Below are 19,982 nucleotides of genomic sequence, written 5' to 3' on the forward strand. Positions count from 1 at the left end.
GACATTTCCCAATGCGATCGCGGAAGTCAACCGGACTTCGTCTCTCTTGCCAGCCGTTTTGCCTGCTGATAGGCATCTTCCATTTCGACTACAGTCATGTCATGCAGTGAACGTCCGGTCTGTTTCGCGGCCTGTTCGATGTGTTGGAACCGCTTCGTGAATTTGCGATTGCTGGCTCGCAACGCCTCTTCGGGATTGATTCCCCAACGTCGGGCAATATTCGCAAGCACGAACAACACATCACCTAACTCGCTTTCGATTCGAGCTTTTCGCGCGGGATCGGCGATCGGCTCGTCATCGACAATCGGCGTTTCCACCGCGGCCGGGACGTGAGGAATCTTTCCGTCTTGATCGGCAAAGAGTTCTGCAGCGAGTTCGTCGATTTCTTCAGTCAGTTTGTCGAACAACATCTCTCGCTGCGGGAAGTCGTACCCGACACGGGCGGCCTTCTTCGAAATGCGAGCAGCACGAGCCAGTTGCGGCAAATCGAGCGGGATGCCATCGAGGATCGACTCTCGCGGCTTCTCAGACTGTTTGATCCGTTCCCAATTCCGCGCGATTTCCATTTTGTCATCTGTATCGACTTCGCCGAACACATGGGGATGACGGCGGATCATTTTTGCGGTAATGACTTCGATCACGTCCACAATATCGAAGCGTTTTTCATCCGCCGCGACTTGGGCGTCCAACACGACTTGAAGTAAAACGTCGCCCAACTCTTCGACGATCGAAGCATCATCGCCGCTGTCGATCGCTTCGAGCAATTCGTAGGTTTCTTCGAGCGTGTACGGCTTGATGGTTTCCAGCGTTTGTTCGCGATCCCACGGACAACCGTCGGGGGCCCGCAATCGAGCGACCACTTCGCAAAACTTTTGAAACGCAGGTTGCAGTCGATCGGCGACAGGTGGTTGGCCCATGTCGCTGGGGTTGGGGCGGTCGTTCACGACAAATCATTTCCCGGCGGAGTCGGTTTCGCGGATGCTTGGAACGGTCACCAATATAGGTCGGGCAGGCCGAGCCGGTCAAACAACGGGTTCCCCGCGGATTGTGTCCCGAGTGGCGGACGTTACAATATCGATGAGGCCGGTCTGGATTTGATCAACCGAAAGGACACGCGATGAAATACTTGAGTCTGATGTTGAGTGTGTTGTGTCTGGCCGCGAGCAGTGTTTTCGCCGCCGAACCATCGCAAGCCGAGTTGGAAAAACAGTTTTCCGAACGGATGGCGGGCACAGTGTTGATCGGTTTATTCACGATCGACGGCAAAGAAGATCAGGCACCCAAAGCGGAACGATATGAAATCGACAGTGTGGAGAAACTCCGCGATGACTATTGGATTTTCACAGCCCGAATCAAGTACGGCAAAAACGACTTGAAAGTACCGATCACGGTCAAAGTCCTGTGGGCCGGCGATACGCCGATGGTCTCGCTGACCGATCTCACGATTCCCGGCTTGGGCACCTTCACGTCCCGCGTGTTGTTTTACGAGGATCGCTACGCCGGAACCTGGCAACACGGAAAAGTCGGCGGTCACCTGTTCGGTAAGATTCAAAAAGCCGACGCTGACTCAACAACAGATTGAGAGTTGCCACTTTCGTGCGTACGGCAGGAAATTGGATTAGTGATCATGACTCGGTGTGCCACGGCTCTGTGAGCCGTGATGAGCGAAAAGCCTGGAAAACACGGCTCTCAGAGCCGTGGCACACGCCGTTATGAGTGCCGTCAGTGGCTGGGGGCGTCCGCAAGAATCGCTCGCAATTCCGCGGCAACAAAGAACGAACCGGTGCAGCAGATCAAATCCCGGTTCGTGCACCAAGCTTCCACGTTTGACCATGCATCGCGAACGGTGTCGCAGCAATGCACCGGTTGATCGGTGAATCGTCGCAGGTGCCCGGCGAGCATGTGGGGATCACAGCTGCGGCGGTTCGCATTGTATCGGGCGAGCACAATGCCATCGAAATGCGGTACCAGACGTCGCAGGATACCTTCGAAATCTTTATCGCCACTTGAAGCAAAGATCAAAAACCGACGCTCGGCGGGGAACTGTCGGAGTGTGTCGACCAAGACCCCCGCTGATGCCCAGTTGTGAGCGGCATCGAGGAGCACAGTGGGGTTCGTCCGAAAGACTTCGCACCGCAATGGCCACTGCACCGTGCGAAGCCCGTCACGAATAGCGTTGGCGGACACGGGAATGCCGTTTTGATTCAACGTCTCGGCGATCGCTACTGCGATGATTGCGTTGTTCCTCTGGTGGGCACCGTGAAGTCCAACCGTTAATTCTCCGTACTGACAATTCGGTGTGGTCAGGTCGAAACAACCGGCACCGGTGGCCGATGTGATCGAAGACGTATCGATCAGTGTCGCGGACTGCTTCCGGCAGATCTCCTCGATCACTGTTCTTGCGTTATCAGGAAGCGGGCCGATGACGCATGGTACGTTCGTCTTAATAATGCCACCTTTCTCGGCGGCGATCTCCTCGAGCGAGTTGCCCAGAAGTTCCGTATGATCGCGGCTGATCGAAGTGATCGCAGTGACGACGGAGCTGCAGATATTCGTGGAATCCAATCGACCCCCGAGGCCAACTTCGAGCACGACCACATCAACGGCACACGCCTCGAAGTGCAACCACCCCAATGCTGTTAGCACCTCGAAGTAAGTGGCGTGGCCGAATTGATCGGCGAATTCGGGCGATTCTTCCGCTGTCGCAATTTGTTGGAGGAGTGCGATCACCGACGTCGATGGAATGGGATTTCCGTTGACGGCAATGCGTTCTTCGAATCGTGTGATGTGCGGCGACGTAAACAACCCGACGGACAACCCGACGGCTCGCAGAATCGAAGCGGTCATCGCCGCCGTCGATCCTTTGCCTTTCGTGCCGGCAATGTGTACCGATCTCAAACGCTTTTGCGGATTTCCCAGCCGCTCCAACAAAGCCCGCATGCGTTCGAGTTTGTAGCCCCGTTTGATGTGCGACGATCCACGGGATTGCTCCAAGTTGATTCGGGATGCCAGGAACTCGGCAACATCCTGATCCGTTTGAATCGTCATCGTCCGCTCTAATGAGAAACCCCGGCACGGTTGCCGGGGTGATGTCGTTATTACTTAGGAGGGTGTCGTTGACTCGAAAATTACAGGGTTAAGAGCCGTGACACGCAACTTCTCTCTATTCGCGAACGCTATTGAATAGTGGCGTCGAGAGATAGCGTTCGCCGCTGTCTGGCAAGATGACGACAATTGTTTTGCCGGCAGATTCCGGACGGGCGGCGACTTTCAATGCTGCGGACATCGCTGCACCGCAGCTAATGCCACAAGTGATCCCCTCTTCACGAGCCAACCGTCCAGCGGTTTCAAAGGACTCGTCGTCGGTGACTTGCACGACCTCATCGACGAGGGACATGTCGAGAATGTCGGGGATGAAACCGGCACCGATGCCTTGAATTTTGTGTTTGCCGGGGGAACCGCCAGACATAACAGGGCTGGCTGCCGGTTCGACAGCGATCGAGTGCAGCGGTTTACCCAGTTTCTCTTTGATATAGCGACTGACGCCGGTAATCGTTCCGCCGGTTCCGACCCCCGCAACGAGAATGTCGATCTTCCCTTCGGTGTCTTCCCAAATTTCGGGGCCAGTGGTTTCGACGTGAATCTGAGGGTTCGCAGGGTTCTTGAACTGCTGCGGCATGAAGTATTCCGGGTGTTCGGATAACTCGGTCGCTTTATTGATCGCACCCTTCATCCCTTCGGCACCGGGCGTGAGAATCAGCTCGGCTCCGAACGATTTCAGCATCATGCGGCGTTCGATCGACATCGAATCCGGCATGGTCAGCGTGAGAGAATAGCCACGCGCGGCACAGACAAAGGCCAACGCGATTCCGGTGTTGCCGCTGGTGGGCTCGACGACTTTCATACCGGGTTTCAGTTTCCCGCTTTTTTCAGCATCCCAGATCATTGCCGCCCCAATGCGGCACTTCACGCTGTAGGCGGGGTTGCGTCCTTCAATCTTGGCGAGAACCGTCGCTCCGACGTCCTGGGTCAATCGATTAATTCTGACAAGCGGCGTCCGACCGATCGATTGCGAATTGTCTTCGAATACGGGCATGTCTCGATTCCCTCCAGTTCATTCCGGTTCGCGGACGCTCGTCCATTCGGCGTCTCATCCGTTTGCATTATTGAGTATCGGCAAAAAACGGACAAGGCAACTCGTCTCGGTTGACAGAGCTGCGCTGATTGTACCGATTCGTCGAATCGTGATTTGTTCGGAACCTCGCGAACGCTACACGCCACGAATCCAATTCAGTATGGTTGTTCCGCGGTACAAACGTTGTTAGCAGGAAAATCGTAAACTCGAAGGAGCTTCGGCACGCGGAATGCCTGTGTATGTGTGATTCACACTATGGATCGAAAATGGTCTCAATGGGGTTATCCAGTTTCTCCAGCTTCCAAAACCGTTACAACCGGTGCTCGAACAGTCGGTAAATTTTTCACAATAGGAATGTACGGCACAACCGATGAAGGTCATAGAGGTTCCCAACCGATATCAGCAATCGAGGCTTGATTTGCGAACTTCTCACGGCCTCTTTTCGCCGTCATTTTGCATGACGGATGTCGATTCCCTCAAGGATGTTGACCAACCGCCTATGAGTGCCACGTCGATTCTCCGCCACCCTGCTTGTCGTGCTCACCAATTCCGACTGCCAACTGGAGAGCCGATTCGCTCGGCCCACTTTGTCGGCATCTGCGGAAGCGGAATGCGTGCGTTGGCGGAGTTGGCTCACGGATTGGGATGGAACGTGTCCGGCACCGATGCGGGCGGTTCACCGTCGCTGATCCAAGCCATGCGGCAACGGGATTGGTGTGTGAGCACCGAACACTCGGCGGATGCGATTCCGGCAGACTGTGACGTTGTCGTCCATAGTCCGGCGATTCCCAGTACCAATCCCGAGCGGCAACACGCAAGACAATCTGATGTAGCGTGTTTATCTTACAGTGAAATGTTGGGGCTGATGATGCAGTCTCGCACGGGGGTCGTCGTCGCCGGTACACATGGCAAGAGTACGACAACCGCGTTGACATCAACCGCCCTTCACTACGCGGGACTTTCGCCGACTACCGTTTTCGGTGCCGAAGTCTTACGGGATCCCCACTGCGCACTTCCCGGTCGAAGCGGTTGGGCCGGTCACGGAGATTTATTCGTGGCGGAAGGTTGCGAGTATCAACGCAGCTTCCTCGATTTGCAGCCTCGGTACGCGGTGATCACCGGTATCGAAGCAGATCATTTCGACTATTTTCGTGACGAAACCGACCTTCAGAACGCGTATCGCGAATTCGCAAACGGCATCGAAGCCGACGGCAAACTGCTGATTCGCCAGGAATGTCGTTTATCGCGGGAAATCGCTGACGCTGTCGATTGTGAAGTCGCGACATTTTCTCGGGAGTCGGGAGCCGATTGGTGGGCGGCCGACATCAAACCACATGGCAATGGGCATCGCTTCCGCGTGTTCCATCAGGGATGGTACTTCGCCGAAATCACAATTCATTTGCCAGGGCTCCACAACGTCGATAATGCATTGGCCGCGGTTGCCATCGCTCATTCTGCGGGCGCGTCGGTGAGCGATATTCGTGAAGGCCTCGCCGACTTCGCGGGTTTGCGACGACGGTTCGAATCGCAAGGCTCGTGGAAAGGCGTGACGCTGATCGACGATTACGCTCATCATCCGACCGCCGTGAAGGCCACTCTTAAGACGGCTCGCGAACGGTTCGGGCGGCGACGGATCGTCTGTGTGTTTGAACCGCATCAGATCTGTCGGACACAAGCATTGATGAGCGAGTTCTCTCGAGCATTTGCCGATGCCGACGAAACGTTGATTGCCCCGATTTTTGCGGCCCGTGAAGCGAACACCGAGTCCGCCGAAGAAATTGCATTGGAATTGGCGATTGAGATCACTCGGAATTCTTGCCCGACAGAGTACGCCGGTTCGCTTGACCGCATCATCGGAACTTTAGACCATAGCCTCCGACCTGGAGACGTCTTGATCACGATGGGAGCGGGAAACATTGACCGGATCCACCACGAGCTTACCCGAACGCTTCAACGGCATTACGCTGCCGGATGAGCCACTTGGCCCGCGAACCTGGCTAAAAGTCGGCGGACCGGCCCAGTATTTGGTCCGTCCGACTAGCCAGGATGAATTGGTTGATGTCGTTCGCTATTGTCGCGAAGATGACATACCAATCCGCGTTCTTGGCGGAGGTTCCAACTTACTCATCCGCGACGACGGCGTCAGCGGTGTTGTGTTGCTGTTGGATCATCCGTGTTTCGCGGAACTGCACGTCGAAGGCACAACCGCTCGGTGCGGGGCCGGTTTGACGCTTTCTCACCTGATCGCCGAAACCGTGAAAGCGGGTTTGGCCGGTTTGGAAACGTTGACCGGAATTCCCGGCACAGTTGGCGGGGCGTTGCGTGGAAACGCCGGTGGTCGCAACGGCGATATCGGTCAGTTCGTGCAATCGGTCACGGTTTTGACCGCCGACGGGACGATCTCCACGCGAACCGAAGACGAATTGTCCTTCGCGTACCGACAAAGTTCGATCAACGAACTGGTTATCTTGGAAGCCTCGTTCGCATTGACGCAGGATGATCCTGACGAGATCACGCAGCGGATGCGGAAATTATGGATTATGAAGAAATCCAGCCAACCGCTTTCCTTCCAAAGTGCGGGCTGTATCTTCAAGAATCCGCGAGGTCTCAGTGCTGGCACGCTCATGGAGCAAGCCGGTCTGAAAGGTACCCGCGTTGGCGGTGCGGAGATCAGCGATCGACATGCGAACTTCATCGTCACGCATGAGGAAGCCAGTTCCGCCGATGTGATGCGATTGATCGACCTTGCCCGCTCGAAAGTCACCGAGCAATTTGGCGTGGAGTTGGAACTCGAAATCCAAGTCTGGTAACGCGATCGCGAGTACTTCGCCAGTATGCCCCGGCTTTCTGAGTCGGGGCTTTTTTTCGGCATCGCGTCCGCGATCACGCTGTTTTCAAAGCGGTCACACTCGACGGAATGATTTACTCCGCGGGCTTCTCGGCTTCGGCTGGTGGCGTTGTCGATTCTTGGATTTTAGGGCCGTCAGCGAACATTTTGCCCCACACGGGAATTTCCATTGATGGTGGCATCAAGCGGACAGGTTCACCAGTAATCTGTCCGATATAGAACGCCATCAACGGGCGATACACCGTTTCCGGGTGGATGTCTAACGCCTGACGGAACATCTCACCGGCCTTCGCGGATTGCCCCATTTCCAGATATGTCAGCCCAGCTTCGATCGACAATCGCGCCGCACGCTGGGCAGTTTGCCCGATGGCTTGCTCCGAAAGCAACGCATGTGGCATCACCCAGTCGTCCTGAACCTGCATGAACCACGGGAACGGTTCCATTGGTCGTGTTGCGAGCGGCAGTGTCGCCATGACATTTCGGATGGATGTTTTTACCAACGACTCTGCTTCGTTTTTTAGAAGAATCGCTGCTTCCTCATTCCGGTACATGGCCAAATCGAGGTAGGCGATCCACTGTTTCCAAGGCAAGTTTTGGGAAGTCGATCCCGACTCGGCAAGCATTTCTTGCGAGACGCGAACTAACTCTAGAGCTTCCGGGATTCGACCGGACTCCAGATAAAGTTGAATTCGCAGAAACGTTTCACCGGCCGATGGCAGACCGGTTTCTTCGGTGCTGGGTTTCGAATCGAGTAACTCCAACGCAAGTTCCACACAACCACCTTGTTGATAGGCAATTCCCGCCGCCTGCAGAATGGGCATTCCCTGTGTCACCCGTTTGTCGATTTCCGATCGAACCGATTTGATACCCTCGATCAGTTTCTCACGTTGTTCTTCAGCCAATCGTCGACGGGCATCGGCCGCTTCATCGTCATCCGACGCAAACTCCCAATGTTCCAAGAACCACGAAAGTTCCCGCAATAGCAGGTCCGGTCGATTGTTCATCTCGTACTGCTGCATCAGCAATTGACGCACTTGCCGATCTTCGGGATTGAGCGATAACGCCTGATAACACGCCGCGATTGCCTGGAAATACCGGCGGGTTTGCGGCAGCGGTTGCCCGACAAACTGCCCATTGAATTGACGCTCTGCGAGTCCGAGACGCGAATAGGCATCAGCGAGCAAGCGGTAACTGTCGACAGCGGTCGGGTTCTCGGCCAATCCCTGTTTGGCATCGCGGATTACGATGTGAGCAAACGTAATAGTGGCAATCAAGTCGGTCACCATCGCTCCAACATGCACGTTGTAATTCCGAGCACGCTGCGTGGCGTCTGGCGGGATCGGTGGTCCGTACAACTGCTGCGTGAGCCAAGGCTGTGGCTTCGGCCACTCCAATAGTGGAGCCGGCGGTGTTTCTACGTTCGCCTTGTAAACGTCGATACCGGGATTCGGAAGATGTTTGATGATGAATTCTTGTAATTCCGTATCGAGTTTCTGGCTTTTCTGGTCAACAACATCTGTGCGATACAAGACCGCGTATGCTGTTCCCAAGTCGAATAAAACCCAAGGCTGTCGACCTCCGACTAGTGCTGCGTAGTATTCGTAGGCCGGTCGCGGTTGCAAGAACGGTACATAGAGATGCGTGACTCCCCACCGTTTCAAGCCCGCGACCCAAGTCAATGCGGATAACTCATCGTCACCTTTGCCGCTAATTGCGGCATCGAGTCCAGCGAACAATCGCCGATGTTCCTCCAAAATCGATCGGACCGGTTCGGAACTGTCGGCCTCGGCTGCGTCCGTTTGTTCCTGCGTCGCAGTGATCCGCCCGTACATGGCCAATCGACTATCGATAAACGGTTTGCGACCCGCCCAAATGAGCAAGTCACCGTCACGATACGAGACATTCAATCCGCGATGGTCTTTCGGAATGTCTTGGGAATCGGCTTCGGCACTCCGCATGTCTTGTTGGAGTTTTGCGGAAAAACCGATCCCCGCACGTCGGCCGAAATCCAATCGTCCGATCAGAAATGCCAACGCCAGTAACATAAACGCCAGAGCCGTGACCGCTCGTCCACCCACGGAGAAAATTCGCTCGCCTAAAGCTGTCGAATACTCCGCACGGAAATTTTCGATATACCATTGCTGGGCGTTCAGGGTACCGATCGCCGCCGCGACAATGGCTGCGAATCCAAGTTCATGTCGAGCCACACCGGCCGCTGCAGCCGAGACAACCAACACCAACAAATGGCTGATTCGAAAATTTCGCCAGTTCAACAGCAGCGAAATGAATCCAAGCCCCAACACGGTGACACCGGCAATTGTCGCAGGGGAAATCGGCGTCCAATAGATTTCCGATGTGATCATCACGCTCGAGCTTCGGGCATTCAGACCAACGACTGATGTGATATCCCGCAGGGTTGGGTAGATGATCTGATAGAGATCCGCAGGAGCCAAGAGTGTTTCCCAGCCAAACGGATGAACGACACTCGCAACGAACGATCCTGCCAACGCGATCCATAACGTGGTCAGCGAGGGGGCATTGTTCCGGTCCCCGACAATGCGTTGAACGGTTTCTCCTATCGCAAACGCAAGTACAACCGCGAGTCCGAAAAACATCCGGGGATCAAGATTGGCCCAAACTAGAAACAGCAGCGGGAGACCGAAAGCGATTCCACGCAGCTGAGACTGCCAACGGGCCAGTAACCAAATCGCGATCACGGTTCCCAAAATTGTGATCAATTCCGGCTGAGCAGTCAGCAGCGGTAAGCACGCCACGAGCGCCAACACCGCGCACACCGAACCCCACCACGTGGGAACTTCCGGGAGACGAATGCGGATCAGCAACCAAAAGGCTCCGGCGGCGATCAACGCCTTTGCAATAGTCAAAGCCCATGGCGATATTTGATACAAGCCTGCAACAACGACGTCGAACAGCCAACCCCGATTGACCCACAGTTGCCCATTGGCAGTGAATGAAAACACGTCCGTACGTGGAGGAAGTCCGCCGTGTTCGAAGGTGTACTCGCCTGATCGAATGTGGACGAGTGTCCCGCTCTCATGAGTGGCGGTGAATCCCATGAGGAAGGCCAGTAGCACCACGGCCAAACGCAGCATGACATCGTTTCGCCAAGCCTGCTCCTCCACGATCTCCGGCGTCAACTCTTCGATTTCCGGAAGTCCTTCGGGATCGGCCGTTGTCTCGACTGTCGATTCCGTCTCGGCATCCGGCGTGCTCACCGCATCGTCGGTTGGGGTTTGCAAATCCTCGGCATCCTGCGCGGGGTTTGGCTCCTGATCGGAGGGGTGTGTCACCGGGCTATCACTTTATTGAAAGTCATCGAAGCGGACGGAACGTCCGCGGAAAGAACGAAGGGGGGAATTGCATACGGTTCAGCGAACCGATTCCAGGCGGTTACGGCATAACGAATTGATGGCCTTCGGGGCGGATTGTCAGGACCGGGCAGCCGGCTTTTCGCACGACCTTCTCGGCTACACTGCCGAGGAGTACATGAGCCAACCCGCCCCGTCCGTGTGTGCCCATCACAATCAAGTCGATTTCGTGCTTTTTGGCGTACCGAATGATTTCCAGAAACGGCGCACCTTGAATCACTTCACGGATGACCGGTTGTTCGGTCGCGTTGCCGTCATCAGCCGATGGCAAATTCGCCAAACTTCGCTTGGCACTTTCCATCAACTCTTGCAGGTATTCGCCAGGCGGGGGAAACGACAACCCCGGTTCCGGGGACAATGCAACTAAATCTTGCAAAACGTGAATCAAGTGGATTTCTGAACCGAAACGCTCCGCAAGAGCCACACCGTATTTCTGTGCGGATGTGGAACTGTCGCTGAAATCAACCGGTACCAAAATTCGGTCGAGGCGGATCATCGTCGTTAATCCCTTCCATATCAAGGAAGTGCATAAAGTACAGGAAATCTGGTCTCGGCCGCGGAATTGTCGATGTCTCCGGTTTCATCATATCGCGACGCGGAATCGATTTTCAATCACCACTCATGGAATGCGTGTCTGCATCGTGAAATTGTAAGCCGATTTCGCTACTCTACCGCCATGACTCGTGCTCAGTTCCTCAGGAATGTTCTATTTGTTGAAGGCGGACTTCTCGTTATCGGGATCGCGTTGGCATATTTCAGCGGTCTGTGGGAGTTGTTCCAATTTTCCTGGACGCCATTTGCGGTGATCGCCGGCTTGGTTTGGACGATACCGTTGGTTGTCGTTTACGAGATTCTTGATCGTTTCCCCTTCGCTGGATTCCGAGAAATCCGCGACTTTCTCCTAAACACGCTAGGACCCGTACTGAGCCAAATGCGTTGGTTCGAGATTCTTTGGGTCTCGATTCTCGCAGGACTCGGCGAGGAAATCTTGTTCCGAGGTCTGATTCAAACGCAATTGGAAGTTCTCGGGTGGTCAAAACCTGCGGTCTGGTTGACGACCAGTCTCGCCTTCGGTTTGATGCACCCCATTACCGTTTGGTACGTCGTATTGACGGGAATCGCTGGGTGTTATTTCAGTTTTTTGCTTGATGTGACCGGCGAACGGAATTTAGTCGTGCCGATCGTTACGCACGCTGCATACGACTTTGTCGCCTTTATGTTGGTGGCAAATCATGTTTCGCGAATGCAGCGGACCGTTGCGGAAACCGAACATCAAACTCCAATGGTGGATGACGATGCAACCGGCAACGATTGAACTCCAAGGCGTTCGCGTCCACAACTTGAAATCGGTCTCGCTGGAAATTCCGTTGGGCCGGTTTGTCGTGGTGACCGGTGTGAGCGGTTCGGGGAAAAGTAGTCTGGCCTTCGATACCATCGCAGCGGAAGGTCGTCGTCGATTTACCGAAGCGTTTGCCCCGCAACTGCGTCGTCGCCTGGAACGCCCCGAACAACCCGATGCAGACTTCATCGGACCCTTGCCTGCGACTGTCGCACTCGAGCAATCACGAAGTTCCGTCGATCGCCGCGATACGTTGGCGACATTGACGGAAATCGCGCACTTTCTGCAACTGATCTACGCTACAAGCGGAAAACCGCATTGCCCACATTGTGGTCGGCCAATTACACGAGCGAGCGTGGACTCGGTGCGAAATTGGCTGAATGATTGTGACCCGAAAACGCGGTTCATGATTGGCTTTCCCATCCCGACGACAACGCCAGACGAATCTTTGCAACAGACGCTCAAACAGGATGGATTCACGCGTGTTTTGAGTGGCGAGGTCGTTTACTCAGTCGACGAAATGGTGCCGGAGTCGCTTGAGGATGCAACTGTCATCGTTGATCGCTTGGCTGTCGCAAAGGTGACTGCAGAGCGACTCCGTGACAGTCTAGAAATTACATTTCGGAGTGGTGACGGGGTTTGCGATATTCTCTTGGATTCGAAACCCGCACATGGAGACGTCGAGCACCGCACAATCGATGGTCGGGATTGGTTTGTGGCACGGTTTCGGAATGAACTTCGTTGCCCCGCTTGTGCAACGTTGCTTCCGGAGATTGAACCGCGGTTGTTCAATCATCGCTCTCGGTTGGGCGCGTGTCCGCAGTGTCATGGGACGGGCGAAACGAAGGCGTCGAAACGCTGGAACGATGGTCCCACGATCCCCTGCTCGGCCTGTCATGGACAGCGTTGGCAGGTTGCCGCATTGGCGGCTACAGTCGCAGAGCGATCGATTGCCGACATATGTCGCCGAACGGTGCGAGAGTTCCCTGCGGAATTGGACGCAATCGAGGCGGTGTGGTCGGACCGGGAACGTCACATTCTGATGGAACCGATGCAGGCGATTCGCGACCGCATTGGGTTCTTGGTTGAGGTCGGACTGGGTTACCTGACGCTCGACCGGGCTGCGTGTTCACTTTCGACGGGCGAGTCACGTCGTGCTGCCCTTGCGGCAATGCTGGGGAGTCCGCTTGTGAACACATTGTACGTGCTTGACGAACCGTCCGCCGGATTGCACCCGCAAGAAGTCGAGCAACTCGTGACGATGATTCGGCGGCTCGTGGACGCGGGAAACTCGGTCTTAGCTGTTGAACATCAGCCGGCATTTTTTACCGCTGCCGATTACATCATCGAACTCGGTCCAGGTGCCGGGGCGGAGGGCGGAGAAGTCGTCTGGACGGGGACATCGACCGAAGCGAAACAAACTGAGCAATCGCTGTCAGCGGCTGTGCTAAATGCGATTCCAGTCGTCAATGACGAACTTCCGCCAACATCCGAGCGGAAGATGCATTTGTCCGGGGCGACAAAACATAATCTCCAAGCGATCGATATCGAGTTCCCGCTCGGTTCATTGATCGCGGTCACCGGGGTCGGCGGCAGCGGAAAAAGTTCGTTGGTTCTCGAAACCTTATATCCAGCGGTTTCTCGGGCACTGGGCAAAGAGACGTCGGTTGTGCCGGAGTGCGGCGAACTTTCCGGTCACGAGCACTTAGGTGATGTCGTATTGGCGGATCAATCGCCGTTAGGGCAATCGCCGCGAAGCAACGTCTGCACTTTCCTGAAGGTATTTGCAGGCATCCGCGAGATTTTCGCGGAAACGCCGGAGGCAAAATTACGGGAGTGGTCGGCGAAGCAATTTAGTTTCAATGCATCTGGTGGCGGGCGGTGTCCCACGTGTCAGGGGCGGGGGGAGATCTCCGTCGATCTGCAATTTCTGCCAGAGATTCAAGTCGTGTGCGATGAATGCCATGGCACACGCTTTCGACCGGAAGTTCTTGAAGCGACGTATCGTGGCCTGAACATTGCCGAAGTGCTGCAGCTATCCGCCACTGAAGCATTTTCATTTTTTCGCACTCATCCGAAAGTCGCGAAACGACTCGGACCGTTGCGTGAAGTCGGACTGGATTATCTCCGGCTCGGGCAACCGTTGCACACGCTTTCGGGGGGCGAGTCCCAACGTCTGAAGTTGGCAAGTGCTTTTGCCAGCGGTACGAAATCACGGACCCTGTTCGTGTTGGAAGAAGCCACACTCGGGCTGCATGTCCAAGATGTGACGCGATTGGTGGAATGTCTGCGAGGGTTGCTCGCTGTCGGGCATACTGTGATTATGGTCGAGCAAAACATAAGTCTGTTACGTCAAGTTGATCATCTCATCGAATTGGGGCCAGGTTCCGGAACCGACGGCGGACGAATAATCGCCTCGGGCACTCCGGCTGAAGTCGCGCGGGATGCGGCATCGGTAATCGGTCCCTATTTGACGAAATCAGGCCATTAAAGGAGGAATCGATGTTGAATGCGATGCGTGTCCGTTGGGGGATTATGGGAACCGCGCGGATTGCCACCAAAGTTGCGGCAGCAATTCATCAAGCCAGCAATGCCGAATTAATGGCAGTGGCCAGCCGTGACATGGAACGAGCAAGCTTGTGGGCCGACGGTCACGAAGCGAAAGTCTGTTATGGCTCTTACGAGGCCTTGCTCGACGCCGACGACATCGATGCCGTTTACATCCCACTTCCGCCATCAATGCATCGCGAATGGACAATCCGGGCTGCGGAAGCGGGGAAACACGTCCTCTGTGAAAAGCCGTTGGCGCTCGATGCGTCGGAAGCGGCCGAAATGCGGGATGCGTGTCGGTCGAACAATGTGCAATTGATGGATGGGGTGATGTGGCGACATCACCCGCGTGCGAATGATATGGCTGCGGTCCTTACGAGTGATCAACTCGGGGCGTTGCGCCGGGTGACTTCGGCGTTCTCGTTCTGTTGGCCAGAGATTCCGCAAAACGAATTTCGACTGGAACGACGGTATGGCGGCGGAAGTCTGCTCGACTTGGGCTGGTATTGCGTCGGTGCCACTTTGTGGGCATTTCAAGGTTTACCAAGCCGCGTGTGGGGCACCGCTCGAATGCGTGGTGATGTCGACATGCATTTTGCCGGTCAAATGTGGTTCGATGAGGAACGCAGCGCCAGTTTCGACTGCGGGTTCGACACCGTCATGCGACGATGGATCGAAGTTGCCGGTACGGAAGGCTCGCTGGTCTGCGATGACTTCACACGTCCATGGGAAGCAGATAAACCACGATTCTGGGTCCACGATAGCACCGGCGGAGCAAGCACGATCGTTTCGGACACGCCGATCCAAGAAACCTGTATGATCAAGAAGTTCTCGAAAATCGTGCAGTCAGGGAACCTCGAACCGGAATGGACGGAATTCGCCGTCCAAGTGCAACGAGTCTGCGAAGACCTGGATCGCTCCGCCCGGACCGGCAAAATTGTCGATGTGCAGTTTGACGATTGATTCAACCGGCTACTGCCCGTGCGATCAATGGAAATCGCTCCCGCCCTGCCATCGCGTGGGATGATCGGGATTGCTACAGAAACGCTGCAGCGATCATGTTGGACAGTCGTGCCAGATGTTTGCCATGGGGTTCCTGTGGCAGTGTGGTGAGGATGACCGCCCAGAGTTCGCGTTCCGGATCCATCCACATCAAAGTCCCGGTGGCTCCCCAGTGACCGAACGTGTGCGGGCTGGTGAGATCACCAAAATTCGCGCTATGCGCAGGCCAATTCAAACGCCATCCGAACCCCCAAGGTCTGCAGCGACGATCGTCTTCTGGCACTTCTCGCAGTGCCTCTAACTGGTTGGTCGTTGCGCGGTGAATGCTAGCACGGCTGATGACCTGGTGTCCCCGGTAGTGCCCATGGGCGAGCATCATGCGACAGTATTTTCCCAGGTCACCCGCCGTGGTGAGCAGTCCGCCCCAAGGTGCACCGAGAGTTTGCCAATAACGACTATTCCAGTTCCAACTCGGATCGCTGCGTTCATCCGCAATGCGAATTTCCGCGAGCCGGTCAATTCTGGGAGTGTCTCCGTGATACCACTCGGCAGGGGCACCCAACGCGGTGTCATGCATCGCCAACGGCTGAAAAAACTCTTCACGCAAAAACGCGGCGCATGACCTGCCAGAGACACGTTCGATGATTTCGCCCAGTAGCAAGTACCCCATGCTCTGATACTGCACTCCGCGACCTGGGGAAAAGGTCATCTTGACCTGACACGTTTTCTCGACGAATCCGGAAAGTGGCGTTTGTTTGGACCGCAACTCCTGATTATCCGGGAGTTGGTCCGGCAGACCGGACGTGTGCGTCAGCAGATGTCGCAGCGTGACTGCATACCGTTGCGGACCCTTGAATTCGGGGATAATGGCATTCACTTTGTCATTCAGACAGAGCAAACCATTTTCCACCAGTCGCAACACCGCCATGGCCACCAGCGGTTTCGTGATTGAGGCGACCAGGAAAATGCTATCGGCTTGAAGCGGTGAGTCGTTCGAGTTGAGCCGTAATTGACCGAATGGTTGAACGCCCGTGGAACGGTCTCCGCGACCTGCGCAGATCGCGACGGCAGGAATCTCGCCAGCCTCGGTCCAGCGAGTCGCAAGAGCTTTGACATTGTTCCATCGCTCCTGGTCGATTCGCAGGTCCGGATTGAGCACATCCGGAGGACTCGGGTCAGGGATGGACGGGCGGTCGGCGTTTGATCGTTTGGACATGCAGAGATTATTCCCTGCACAAGGCCGAATGTCAAAACGCTGGCGTGTTTGATTTTGCTAGCCGCGATTGGTGATCAGAGCGTTACTTGGTGTAACCGTACAAATCGCTTCAGTCCCGTAATCTCCAAGACTTCGACGATATCCGCCGAGGCATTGTACAGGTGCACTTCGACATTGAGCCGCCGGAGCGAGGCCAGCAATCCGAGCATGCCACTCGGAAATACGCGGATGTTCGTGAGGTCAAATGCCAGGAAGCGGCATTCGTTCTCTTCGACCAACTTCGCCAATTCCTCCCGACACCGGGCAAGATCCAATTGATGAAGGTTGGTGTGCGTCTCAAAGCCGACAACCGAAAGTTCGCCAGCTTGATAGATCTGGAATGTTGTTGGTGTGAAGGCCATCACTCAGATCAAACCAGAATTGGGAAGAAGATGTGAATGGTGAGTCTTCCAATGTGCACCATTTCGGCATGAAAAGCAAGACAAATCTTGGCTAGTGGGGGTCACAACTTCACGAATCGATCAAAACGATTGGCCGCGAAAAACGACGTGCGAAGTCCGTGGTTCACTCGGAGCGTCGGTTGGATCGAACGACAGGTCAGCCACCGAATCGATTTGTTGCACTGAATACGATCCGGGAACGAGGGAGATGTCTTTGCTCGTATGGGTTTCGACGATACGTTCGATCTGTTCCGCGTTCAGTTCCGTCGGATCGACCTTCACCTGAACGGCATCGCTCACGGGGCTGGATTGGTTTTGGCCGTAGTGATCTGGTGGCAAGTAGATCGTGCCGTTCGAGAAGTCGACCGCGAACGCAATCACACCCGGCACAAAGAAAAACAGCATGCCGACCGCATCCAACGCGACGATTTTCGGATCGAGTCGTCCAGCGGGTTGGCCACGTCGCTCGGGGTGCAGAATCGTTCCGCACGACGAAGACAACAGCACACTGGTCATCGTGAGCGTGGCGAGTGCGGGCTTGAAATACCGGGCGAACCAATCAGTCGTCATCCAATGACTCCGTCAACCGTAGGTGATTGGCCCGCACCTATTCAACGAGGATTCTGAGGTCAGCTTCGTCGGATCCGCCGTGCGGACCCGACAATCGCTTGAGTTGCTTCTAACGGACGCGTGCTTGGAAGGTCACGACGCCGCCGGTTTTCGGTGGCAAAACTTCGTCGAGTTCGAAGATCAAGACCAAGCTGCCTTCGGAATTGTCTTCATAGAAGATGCGTCCGCCGCGATCGCTGGTTTCCGAGTCCTCGACGAGTTCCAGACGTGGCGTGAGGTTGTCGACGATCCGGATATGATACAAACGACCATCGCCGATGTTGTCGTAGCGGAGTGTAAACGTGATGATGTCGCCCGGCAATGCCTCTTGTCGGTCCGCCATTTTCACGATGCGAAGCTCACCCTGCCCTTCGTCTTCGATGCCAACCATTTCTTCTGGCTTAAACTCGGCGTGCACTTCCTGGGCAGCTTGTGTGCGTCCGGTGATCTGCGGGAATTGGACCTGCGACCATTCTTTCGCCGCTCGAATACCCTTCGCGAGCCAAGCTTCTTCGGATTCTTTCAGGATGCCACCGGCTAGGAATTGAATCTCTTGGTGTCCGCTGCGATAGCGGGAGTATTCGCCGAGATTTGCGTTTTGACCCAGGTTATCGACGCCAACGGGAACGTCGACGCCACTAGCTCGGCTTCGCATGTTCACGCCGACAACAGGTGTCTGTTGAGTTTGCGTATGGAATCCGGTGTTGGCGAGCAATCCACCTGTTCGTGTGGAGCGGTCGGCACTGGCGATCCCGGCAAAGCCAATGTCGGTAACTGGAGTATCGATGGTTCGCATGGCCGCAAATCGCGGAGCATACACGCACACGCGGTTGCTTGCTTTGACTTTGAATTCGCCGGAACTATCGACGTACTCTGCGATGGTGTCTTCGGTTTCCAAGCCTTGGCGGTTGTAGTCGTCATAGTGGATTGGATAACCGCGGTCGCCACCGTCGCAGAGGTATTCGTCTTTGTAGACCCGAGTCTCGCAGGACTGAGCACACACGATCGGACCGGGACATGGCGGACAGAACATCCCACCCATACCAAGCAGCACGCGTGCGTCTTGTGAATAAACTTGCACACCCGTCGGCTGAGCCACTTCCGCTTGCGCCAACGTGACGGTGCCGACATCGTCGGCTTCGCCGGGCATGTTAGCCGATGCAATCGTGGAGTCCACAAGTCGCGTGTCTGTGGGATTGGCCCATACGCCACCAAGATGGGACGTTTCGTTCGCAAATTGATCGTCGGTCGCTGCGTTTGTTTTCTTCAGCCCGATGACCTTCGCGACCCGAGTCGACGTCGGATGGGTTTTGCCTCGATTCGCCGCATCTGCCGCCGTCAGGAACGGATCACGATCCATGCTCGACCCACCGGGCGTGGCACATGCGCTGAGCAAACTGAAACATCCTACGCACAGGACGCCGGCGACAATCCGCAATCGTTCAGAACGGAAAACGGTGGTCAGCATGTCGAGCCTCTTGAGTTCAATAGCCACGCGATCGACTACAATCTGTCAGGTGTGGCGGACATTCCTGTCTGCCGGGAGTTTCAAGGTGGTCAAGGTTCGACCGTTTTTATTGCTTGGGATTTGTCGCAGCTCGCATTGGAATCGCAGGAGCGCCGGTGCCGTAGAAGTCGATGTCGGCCGACGGATTCACAGGCACACGACCACCGAGTCGCACGATCGCCAGTGGTCGCCCGACACGATCCGTCTCCGCCAACACGTTCGCACGTGAGTGCAAAGTCGCGGTGGGAATTCGATCGGCTTGCGGCTGTGGAGTTGCAAGGTCGGGCTGTTCGAGGTACACGACCTTTGTGACCAAACCGCCCGCGGCGGCGGCTTCGAGTTCATCGAGACTAAACTCTACCGGGACCGGGTACGCGGTTTCTCGGCCTTGTGGCGGATGCAATCGGTCGAGCACTTCGATCGTCGGATAAAGTTCCAAACCTGGCAGCTCGGGCATGTCTTGTAACTTCAGACGATAAACATGACCAACGAGCAAACCCGCTTGCGTGTTGCCGGTGAGTGGAATTGTTTGGACGCCACTGTGATAGACCGTGGCCTTTCCTTCGCTCGGCATGCGGACCTGAAAGGCCTGATAGTACGGGCATTGGGGTCGCTCGCCGAAGTTCTTCATGTACGCTGCTTGACCGGGTGGCATGCGAGCGTGCAAAGGTTGATACAACGGGCGGTCGCCGATAAATCGTTCGGGACGCGTTGTCTGAGCGAACGCATTCGTCGGCAAGCTGCATAGCGAGGTCAGACCGAGGCCGATCAGGACGATTCGCAATTGACCGAACCAACCGCAATGGCGATGTTCTGATGTGGCATTTGTCGCTGTGGTTGTCACGCCAAGTCTCCTGCGTTTTGTCGCCCGATTGAAGACAAAACGGAGCGGAACCTCGTGAAAGAGATCACCGCTCCGATTTTGGGGTTTGACGATGTTGGGACCG

Annotated in this window: 16 protein-coding genes; 6 read left to right on the forward strand and 10 right to left on the reverse strand. The window is 55.6% G+C overall.

Going from position 1 to position 19,982, the window contains the following annotated elements:
* Positions 1 to 26: 26 nt before the first annotated feature.
* Positions 27 to 944: a nucleoside triphosphate pyrophosphohydrolase gene (mazG, locus tag AC5DDB_RS09500; RefSeq protein WP_491739478.1), complete on the reverse strand. Its 918-nt coding sequence runs from the start codon at positions 942 to 944 to the stop codon at positions 27 to 29.
* A gap of 173 nt (positions 945 to 1,117) precedes the next feature.
* Between mazG and AC5DDB_RS09505 the strand changes: the two genes are divergently transcribed.
* Entirely contained in the window at positions 1,118 to 1,582 is a 465-nt protein-coding gene (locus tag AC5DDB_RS09505; RefSeq protein WP_491739479.1) for a hypothetical protein, read from the forward strand.
* A 140-nt stretch (positions 1,583 to 1,722) separates the two neighbouring features.
* Here the strand turns inward: AC5DDB_RS09505 and AC5DDB_RS09510 are convergent, their stop codons facing one another.
* A complete protein-coding gene (locus AC5DDB_RS09510; RefSeq protein WP_491739480.1) occupies positions 1,723 to 3,048 on the reverse strand; it encodes a bifunctional folylpolyglutamate synthase/dihydrofolate synthase in 1,326 nt (441 codons plus the stop codon).
* Positions 3,049 to 3,163: 115 nt separating this feature from the next.
* Entirely contained in the window at positions 3,164 to 4,096 is a 933-nt protein-coding gene (gene cysK / locus AC5DDB_RS09515) for a cysteine synthase A (protein ID WP_491739481.1), read from the reverse strand.
* A 538-nt stretch (positions 4,097 to 4,634) separates the two neighbouring features.
* On the opposite strand from cysK, the gene murC reads away from it, so the two are divergent.
* Both murC and murB read left to right on the forward strand, forming a co-directional pair.
* On the forward strand, positions 4,635 to 6,110 hold the full coding sequence (murC, locus tag AC5DDB_RS09520; protein WP_491739482.1) for a UDP-N-acetylmuramate--L-alanine ligase: 1,476 nt from the start codon (positions 4,635 to 4,637) through the stop codon (positions 6,108 to 6,110).
* Entirely contained in the window at positions 6,052 to 6,945 is an 894-nt protein-coding gene (gene murB, locus AC5DDB_RS09525; RefSeq protein ID WP_491739483.1) for a UDP-N-acetylmuramate dehydrogenase, read from the forward strand. Before murC ends, murB begins: the two co-directional genes overlap by 59 nt.
* A gap of 112 nt (positions 6,946 to 7,057) precedes the next feature.
* Here the strand turns inward: murB and AC5DDB_RS09530 are convergent, their stop codons facing one another.
* Together AC5DDB_RS09530 and AC5DDB_RS09535 are read right to left on the reverse strand one after the other, a co-directional pair.
* Complete coding sequence (locus AC5DDB_RS09530; RefSeq protein ID WP_491739484.1) at positions 7,058 to 10,294, reverse strand: hypothetical protein; 3,237 nt, start codon at positions 10,292 to 10,294, stop codon at positions 7,058 to 7,060.
* A 100-nt stretch (positions 10,295 to 10,394) separates the two neighbouring features.
* Positions 10,395 to 10,868: a universal stress protein gene (locus tag AC5DDB_RS09535; protein WP_491739485.1), complete on the reverse strand. Its 474-nt coding sequence runs from the start codon at positions 10,866 to 10,868 to the stop codon at positions 10,395 to 10,397.
* A 72-nt stretch (positions 10,869 to 10,940) separates the two neighbouring features.
* Between AC5DDB_RS09535 and AC5DDB_RS09540 the strand changes: the two genes are divergently transcribed.
* Genes AC5DDB_RS09540 through AC5DDB_RS09550 form a run of 3 tightly spaced genes read left to right on the forward strand, consistent with a single transcriptional unit; the run spans position 10,941 to position 15,224 of the window.
* A complete protein-coding gene (locus tag AC5DDB_RS09540) occupies positions 10,941 to 11,687 on the forward strand; it encodes a CPBP family intramembrane glutamic endopeptidase (RefSeq protein WP_491739486.1) in 747 nt (248 codons plus the stop codon).
* Positions 11,605 to 14,202, forward strand: coding sequence for an excinuclease ABC subunit UvrA (locus AC5DDB_RS09545; RefSeq protein WP_491739487.1), 2,598 nt, complete (start codon positions 11,605 to 11,607; stop codon positions 14,200 to 14,202). Before AC5DDB_RS09540 ends, AC5DDB_RS09545 begins: the two co-directional genes overlap by 83 nt.
* A gap of 11 nt (positions 14,203 to 14,213) precedes the next feature.
* Entirely contained in the window at positions 14,214 to 15,224 is a 1,011-nt protein-coding gene (locus AC5DDB_RS09550) for a Gfo/Idh/MocA family protein (protein WP_491739488.1), read from the forward strand.
* Between the two features lie 73 nt (positions 15,225 to 15,297).
* On the opposite strand, the gene AC5DDB_RS09555 is transcribed toward AC5DDB_RS09550, so the two are convergent.
* The 5 genes from AC5DDB_RS09555 to AC5DDB_RS09575 form a co-directional block, all read right to left on the reverse strand.
* The gene (locus AC5DDB_RS09555; protein WP_491739489.1) at positions 15,298 to 16,479 is read right to left on the reverse strand and encodes a serine hydrolase domain-containing protein; all 1,182 of its coding nucleotides are present in this window, start codon (positions 16,477 to 16,479) and stop codon (positions 15,298 to 15,300) included.
* A 74-nt stretch (positions 16,480 to 16,553) separates the two neighbouring features.
* Positions 16,554 to 16,880 carry an STAS domain-containing protein gene (locus tag AC5DDB_RS09560; protein ID WP_491739490.1) on the reverse strand — a complete coding sequence of 109 codons (327 nt, stop codon included), beginning with the start codon at positions 16,878 to 16,880 and terminating at the stop codon, positions 16,554 to 16,556.
* Positions 16,881 to 17,000: 120 nt separating this feature from the next.
* Positions 17,001 to 17,489, reverse strand: a complete 489-nt coding sequence (locus AC5DDB_RS09565; RefSeq protein WP_491739491.1) for a polyribonucleotide nucleotidyltransferase — start codon at positions 17,487 to 17,489, stop codon at positions 17,001 to 17,003.
* Between the two features lie 109 nt (positions 17,490 to 17,598).
* Positions 17,599 to 18,996, reverse strand: a complete 1,398-nt coding sequence (locus tag AC5DDB_RS09570) for a hypothetical protein (protein WP_491739492.1) — start codon at positions 18,994 to 18,996, stop codon at positions 17,599 to 17,601.
* Between the two features lie 106 nt (positions 18,997 to 19,102).
* Positions 19,103 to 19,879 (reverse strand): hypothetical protein, encoded by a 777-nt coding sequence (locus AC5DDB_RS09575; RefSeq protein ID WP_491739493.1) that lies wholly within the window; start codon positions 19,877 to 19,879, stop codon positions 19,103 to 19,105.
* Between the last annotated feature and the right edge of the window lie 103 nt (positions 19,880 to 19,982).

This window comes from Thalassoroseus sp. (assembly GCF_984380535.1).